This window comes from Paenibacillus sp. P4_E11, from assembly GCF_056401635.1.
Genome location: NZ_JBFUIX010000169.1, coordinates 1 through 6,499, shown reverse-complemented (window position 1 = coordinate 6,499; position 6,499 = coordinate 1). Strand labels below are relative to the sequence as shown.

6 protein-coding genes are annotated in these 6,499 nt (G+C 46.4%); 2 read left to right on the top strand and 4 right to left on the bottom strand.

All coding sequences use genetic code 11. From position 1 onward, the window contains the following. Positions 1 to 307 precede the first annotated feature (307 nt). The 3 genes from AC1DWB_RS30220 to AC1DWB_RS30210 form a co-directional block, all read right to left on the bottom strand. Positions 308 to 724, bottom strand: a complete 417-nt coding sequence (locus AC1DWB_RS30220) for a VOC family protein (protein WP_477544806.1) — start codon at positions 722 to 724, stop codon at positions 308 to 310. Positions 725 to 797: 73 nt separating this feature from the next. After that, positions 798 to 1,199: a DoxX family protein gene (locus AC1DWB_RS30215; protein ID WP_477544805.1), complete on the bottom strand. Its 402-nt coding sequence runs from the start codon at positions 1,197 to 1,199 to the stop codon at positions 798 to 800. Positions 1,200 to 2,004: 805 nt separating this feature from the next. Continuing rightward, positions 2,005 to 3,276, bottom strand: coding sequence for an IS110 family RNA-guided transposase (locus AC1DWB_RS30210; RefSeq protein ID WP_477544804.1), 1,272 nt, complete (start codon positions 3,274 to 3,276; stop codon positions 2,005 to 2,007). A 214-nt stretch (positions 3,277 to 3,490) separates the two neighbouring features. On the opposite strand from AC1DWB_RS30210, the gene AC1DWB_RS30205 reads away from it, so the two are divergent. Continuing rightward, on the top strand, positions 3,491 to 4,267 hold the full coding sequence (locus tag AC1DWB_RS30205) for a GNAT family N-acetyltransferase (RefSeq protein WP_477544803.1): 777 nt from the start codon (positions 3,491 to 3,493) through the stop codon (positions 4,265 to 4,267). A 200-nt stretch (positions 4,268 to 4,467) separates the two neighbouring features. After that, positions 4,468 to 5,418 carry a GNAT family N-acetyltransferase gene (locus AC1DWB_RS30200; RefSeq protein WP_477544802.1) on the top strand — a complete coding sequence of 317 codons (951 nt, stop codon included), beginning with the start codon at positions 4,468 to 4,470 and terminating at the stop codon, positions 5,416 to 5,418. Between the two features lie 713 nt (positions 5,419 to 6,131). On the opposite strand, the gene AC1DWB_RS30195 is transcribed toward AC1DWB_RS30200, so the two are convergent. Beyond that, the gene (locus AC1DWB_RS30195) at positions 6,132 to 6,341 is read right to left on the bottom strand and encodes a hypothetical protein (RefSeq protein WP_477544801.1); all 210 of its coding nucleotides are present in this window, start codon (positions 6,339 to 6,341) and stop codon (positions 6,132 to 6,134) included. Between the last annotated feature and the right edge of the window lie 158 nt (positions 6,342 to 6,499).

Genomic DNA, 6,499 nt, shown 5'->3' with positions numbered 1-6,499 from the left:
GGGAATATCTCCATTTGAGAAAGGTCGTTTAAAGTAATGAAATTGGTTCTTACTGAAACAGGTGATGTATTGGGTAACGATATTGTCGGAATTGCACCTTAAAACTTCAGTAAACACTAATACCCCGTCCAATACTCCGAGGCTTCCATTGGCAGCTTTCAAATTGAAATCAAACCCTTCTGTTTCTTCGCATTAACGCCGCAAATTGCTAAATATAATACACAAAAATAAAGACTGCCGACTGAACTCTGTCGACAGTCTGAGGCTAAGCGAAACAATCGCTTGCCTTTAACATATGGGTGCAATCCTACGCCTGGGAATACGCGCTTGCGTTAAAGAAGGCAATTTCCCACAGATGACCCTCCAGGTCTTCGAAGCTTCTGACATACATGAAACCATGGTCCGCTGGTTCTTTGAACTGTCTGCCTCCCGCGGCCAACGCCTTGTCTGCCAGTTCGTCCACATGCTCCCTGCTGTCTGCAGAAAGCGCGATAATCCCTGCAGCGGCGCAAGCGACATCAGCTATCGGCTTGTTGATGAACGTCTGGAAATACGACTTCGTTAGCAGTTGAACGAACGTTTTGTCGTTGATCACCAGGCAGGCCGCGTTTTCGTCGGAGAACTGGGGGTTGAAATCGAAGCCGATGCTGCTGAAAAATTCTTTTGCCCGGTTCAAATCTTTCACAGGCAAGTTTACAAAAGTGTGGGTCGATTCGTAGGCCATTTTTTTACCTCGTCCTTTGTCCTTTTTTTAATCCGCTTAGAGTTTTTTCCAAGCGATAAATGCCCATTCTACATTACTTGGAAGTCGAAATATTCGAGCCGGTCACATTACGTAAATTCTTGAATTCATGACGCTTCAGGTACATGAGGGCGGCCACAAATATCAAGATCACAAATGGGACCATGGCATCCCCAATGAGGCCAGCGGCGAGGTTCGTCACGGTCGCACCGATCAAGATGGCGAACATTACAGCGATCGATGCTACTGCTGCCTTCCGGCTACGGTAGCCAGCGATAAGAACCAGCCCTGCCAGGGCTTCGAAAACACCGACGGTGTAGATCAAAGCGACCGGCGTACCCAGCTTATCGGTGAACATCTCCCTGATTTGATCGGCAGTCGAGAAGATCTTCATAGCTCCGGCAAACAGAAAATTCAGCGCCAATAAACCTTGCAGAATGCGTGCTGTCCATTTCATTCGTCACATACTCCTTAAAATTTGGTTTAATTCCTCGATTCGAATATACCAAATTGGATATATTCCAGTCAAGGAATATTATCTAAAATTTTGCGCCCGACTCAACGATCGATTTCCACGACCGCATTCAATTTAATTTCAGCGCTTTCTTGAGCGCATCTTCCGTTGCGCATTTCGTCTGGCTTGAGCTTAGTCGCGGAGGYTTCGGGATCGTCATACTAACCTTTCCAGACGGTGAAGTTCATTTTGTACCATCGGGCAACAAAATCTCTGAAATAATATTTAAATATAGTGAGTAAGGTAATAGGAGGTAGGTGTATAGTAAGTGGGCAAGTTTATTGATTAAATCCCTTATTGTTGGTTGGTTGTCGAGTGACAAGAACATATATCCATTGCCGAGTGAGCTGCACAAACCATTAAACTCCCTCGGTAAGATTTAGTTTTCTCACGCATGCTCGCTTATTCGCAGGATTTCATCCTCTTGGTTATGAGTATAGGAGGAGGAGGGAGCGACCGTACTAGACTTTGGCAACATGAAGGCGTGCGGGAATATAGGAGAGTGAGTTTATCTCCAGTTACTTCCATATACTGCACGTAATCTCCACGCCACCCTCGGAGGTTATCACTCCCATGTCTCAACGGGTCGTAGCCCTCTCATTCCTTCGTTACACCTATCCAAGGGGTGGAGGCCGGTTTTGCTAACGGTACGGGTCGATGCCCTTTTGTTGAATACATCCGGTACTCCGTGCTTTCTCTGAAATCCTGCGAACAAGCCAATCGACGTGCAAAGGTACGGTTACATGGGTTAAGCGGCTGGCTGGAGCGGCAACGTTTTGTGCGGTGTGTAGGGTTGGCCGCTGCGGGCCATCCCAACCAAGATTCGGGCTAGTTTACCGCAAAGTTTCATAATGGACCTCATTTTCTTCATCTTCTTCACGTGAACATTTTGCGAGTGCATCGCTTGAAACTCCGAATTATTCATCACCAAACTCATGGTGGCCATGAAGAGGAAGCGGCGAAGACGGGAGCGCCCGCGCTTACTTATGACCAGCTGTCCGGTCCACTTGCCGGAGCTTGCCTCCGCTAGATTCAGGCCGGCATGGCGCAACAAGGCATTCCCATGAACAAATCCGCTTAAATCCCCAGCCTCCCCCAGAATACCGGCCAGTGAAATCGCACTAATTCCTTTGATCGCAAGCATGGAATTTGCAAAGGGGATGCGCTCTAACACAGCGACGATCTCATGTTCTACGTCCTGCAGTTGCTTGCAGGCGAGATCATACTCGGCAAGCAGTTGCTTCAGATGTAGCTGGTAGGCACGCGTAGCTAGTCGAGATCCCACTGAGCGGCTGGCCAGTGTAAGGAGTTCCTGTGCTTTTCGAGAACCACTGTGCCGCTTCATGAGGGATTTCCATCCTTTAATCACGTCTTGCGGTTGTAGTTCGCTTAACTCTGCCGGAGTAGGGAAGAGGCGTAACGTATCCAAGGCACCGATACACGTGATGTGCTTGAAAACCTGCCGCAACTCAGGAAAAACGATGTACACCCAACGGTGGATTTGGTTTTTGGCACTGACAAGACGTGTCACCACAAAGTCTCGGTTCGAAAGAAGAACACGGAGTTCCTCGAATGCTTCAGGGGTGTTGCGTATAAAGGAGTAGTAGCCGTTTTTCACCATGTCGGCGATGATAAGCGCATCCTTTTTGTCGCTCTTTGAGGGCGTATTATCCCGGTTCTCTTTGTTCTTTTTCACAAGATGCGGATTTACCATTACAACTTCGAATTTACGTACAGCTAACCATTTAGACACGTTGATCCAATAGTGACCTGTGGGTTCCATGCCGATGATGGCTGTACTAAACTGATGAGTGGTTTGCAGCTTCTGGATCCATTGAAGTAGGCTGTTAAACCCGTCTTCGTCATTCGTAAATAACAATGCTTTACCGATGATGATGCCACGAAAGTTTACAGCGCGGGCAACATGTGTCTGTTGAGCGATGTCGATCCCGACAACGAGATGCGAAGAGGTAATGTTTTCAATGAGTTGATTTTGTTTGGCTTGCGATTTAAACTTCATAGTAGAGCGTCCTCCTGGATGATGGGATTTAAAGGGCTATGACCCGTTGTGTACTCCCATCGTACCGAGGCGCTCGTTTTTTTGCAAAGCTCGTAATAACCGCTCTACAGGAATGCTAACGGGCAGGTTAATTTCAATATATGGTAATATATAGACAGTTGTAAAAAGTTGAGATCCAGTTTAATAACAAAGATCGGCAAAGGAGCGCTGTGACATGAGCCAATTTGTGAGATCCGACATCCTGTCGGTCCTGGATGCGGAGCGCCGGGCGATGGGCACGCCGTCTCCCAGCGGTGACGTAGTCGTGGAGCGTACCGAGGAGGGATCGGAGTGCAGAATCGTGTTCGCCAGTTGTCCAGCGGAGGAGATCGATGAACTGATCCGCCGGGAGCGGGACGCCGCTGTAGCCGGTGGCTATAGTCTGGAGTGGAAGTACTACGGCCACGACACGCCCGTAGACCTACCCGAGCGGCTCGTCGCCGCCGGGTTCGAGGCCGACGACGAGGAGGAGGTGCTGGTTCTGCCGCTGGACGAGGCATCGCTGGCCACCTTCGGTGACGTCGATAGGTACGATATCAGAATCGTCCGGGACGAGCGCGACCTGGCCGACTACGCCGAGGTGTCCCGCGAGATTGGCAGGCGAAACGTGGAGGAAGAGCGGCGCGCGCTGGCTCTGAAGTTGAAGGAGAGTCTGAACGAGATGAGCATCCACATCGCCTACGTGGACGGCGAGCCCGTCGCCTGTGGGCGAGTCTACTTCCGAACCGGCGGGTCATACGCCGAACTGACCGGGGGCCGCACCAAGACCACACACCGGCGACAAGGCCATTTTACCGCGCTGGTCGCCTCGAGGCTGCAGGAAGCCCGTGACCGCGGTCGGACGCATGCTTTCGTCGACGCGCTGCCGACTTCCGCGCCGATCCTGCGCAAGCAAGGCTTCCAGTTCGTGACGCGGACGCGGCCGTTCGTGTTGGAACAACCGCCGAAGTGAGCGGAACTTTGTTGCGCTAACGGGCACGATAGCTCTATAAACATGAAGAAACGGTAGCCGTTATAAGGGCTGCCGTTTTCTCAACTAACGGACAGATTACTTGAACTAGTTTTTTATCTTGTATGCTATTAGATATTAGGTTAGTTTCATACTTAACGAGTACAAGGTAACAAAAAAAGAAAAAAAGTGGGTGAGTGACAGTGACTTTTACAATTCGTCGACCAATGTTAAATGATGCTGAAGAGATCGTTTCTTTAAGTAAAAAAATCTCTGATAGGTATTTTGAAGAACTTGATGAATGGGAAAAGGCAGCTGAAAACCAAGATAACTTAAGACGGTATTTTGTTGTAAATAGTAATAATTATCCTAGCATAATTGGCTATGCTGGTGTTCGCCCCGACATACCAAGACAAACAGGGTTAGGATTATTTCGCATTCAACTAGGAGTTGACCCTAAATGGCGAAAACAAGGAATTGGTCACGGACTTATTGATGCGGTTTCTCATGAACTCCGAGAAATAAATACGGCTACCATGCGGGTGAGGGTAGTTGAAAACAATGAGAACTTGAGGTTTTTTTTAAAAATGGGTTTTTCTGAATATGAGCGGATGATAAGACTAAAAGCGAATGTAGTGAATATAGATACAAATATTTTAAATTCTCAAATCAACGAACATAAATCAAGAGGAATTACAATTAGCACGCTTGAAGAAGAATTAAAAGAAACTTCTGATTGTTTTATAAAATTATATGAGTTGGAGAAAGAATTACTCGCAAATTTTCCAAATACAAACCCCGTTGTACCAATATCTTATAAAGCTTTTCTAAACAATCTCACTCACTTAAGAGATGTATATAAAGGGTATTTCATCGCAAAAGATGGTGAAAATTACATAGGATGTTGCTACATAACGAAAAAGGAAGCAGATAAACACGGTTTAGGCCAAGGTTTGACAGGAGTTTTAAGTAAATATCAAAAACGAGGTATCGCTACAACTTTAAAATATTGTACAATTCAATACGCTAAGCAAACCGGCTTTCATTATATTGAAACAGCAAGTTTAAGTAACAATATAAAAATGCTCGCTGTACAAAGAAAAGTTGGGTTTAGGATTGAAGAAAGTGAAATTAGATTGGAAAAGAAAATATAATAACCAAGTACAAGCTATAAAGAGAAGTTTTATTAAAAAACCACTCCAACCTAAAGTGAGGCAACTGCCCATCTTATTACCACCATACAGCAACGGTAAATTGGTATTTCCTAATTTCAAACAAGACGAAAGCAGATCAGGCATTTCGCTGTTCCACTGTCGTCTTGTTTTTATTTCTGTGCAAATTCGCTAGCCGTTTTTTATCCCCTAAATTGGATCCCCCAGCTCGTTCAGTCGGGCCGACCAAGCGAACAACCGGTTCTAAGCCGGGCCAGCCCGACTAAGACCCGCTAGGTTCCATTGGCCGGCTTTCCTCCTTTGCGTTCCGGAGTTGTTCTGATGGAATACGCTCCTAGCATCATTTCCACTACGCTCTGCTACGTTCCAATCATGCTACACGAATTAAGGGATGTAGAGTCACAAGCAGCACCTATTCGATGGGTTCCAGTTTGAATATCTGTTGACGGACGGACCAGCAAGACGATCCTGGAYCGCTTTAAATCCGGATCCTTCGATGGTATGCAGGATCTGTACGCGGCTACGAGTGGGAAGGGAAGATTGTGAGTGGCGCCAAGTATGTCAGTTGCAGTCGGGGGTTTACTCCGGAACGTCGGGCGAAGATTGAGGCCAAGTGTATATGCCGGAAAGAGAGAAGGGGGGAATAACAGAAATCGTATGAGGGAAAAGGCGCGTGAGCTCAAGATATCTTTTCCCTACAACTTTCCTTGCTTTATCCATGTAAGAATACGAGCAATCCCGAAAATGATTACGAACGTTAACAAAATAATCCCCATAACATACGGAAATCTTGTGTTACCCATAGCATCCCATTTGCTTCCGGTAAACCCAATCAAAAATAAATCAAGTAATATTAGAACAACTTGTGGGACTATCCATGCTACGCGAAGTTTATTGTTTTTCATGTTCATTCCTCATTCCCGGTTATTATAATGGATAATGAGCTTAACGCGCTAGGAAGGTAAATACCCAGACGCGTAATACTACTCATACTAATTATAATGTTAAATTATCCTGAAGTTTTATATTTTAAATTAGAATCCAATCACATCATCAAATGTAG

Coding starts and splice junctions, on each gene's coding strand:
- AC1DWB_RS30220 (WP_477544806.1), bottom strand. CDS start 724: ATGGCCTACGAATCGACCCACACTTTTGTAAACTTGCCTGTGAAAGAT.
- AC1DWB_RS30215 (WP_477544805.1), bottom strand. CDS start 1,199: ATGAAATGGACAGCACGCATTCTGCAAGGTTTATTGGCGCTGAATTTT.
- AC1DWB_RS30210 (WP_477544804.1), bottom strand. CDS start 3,276: ATGAAGTTTAAATCGCAAGCCAAACAAAATCAACTCATTGAAAACATT.
- AC1DWB_RS30205 (WP_477544803.1), top strand. CDS start 3,491: ATGAGCCAATTTGTGAGATCCGACATCCTGTCGGTCCTGGATGCGGAG.
- AC1DWB_RS30195 (WP_477544801.1), bottom strand. CDS start 6,341: ATGAAAAACAATAAACTTCGCGTAGCATGGATAGTCCCACAAGTTGTT.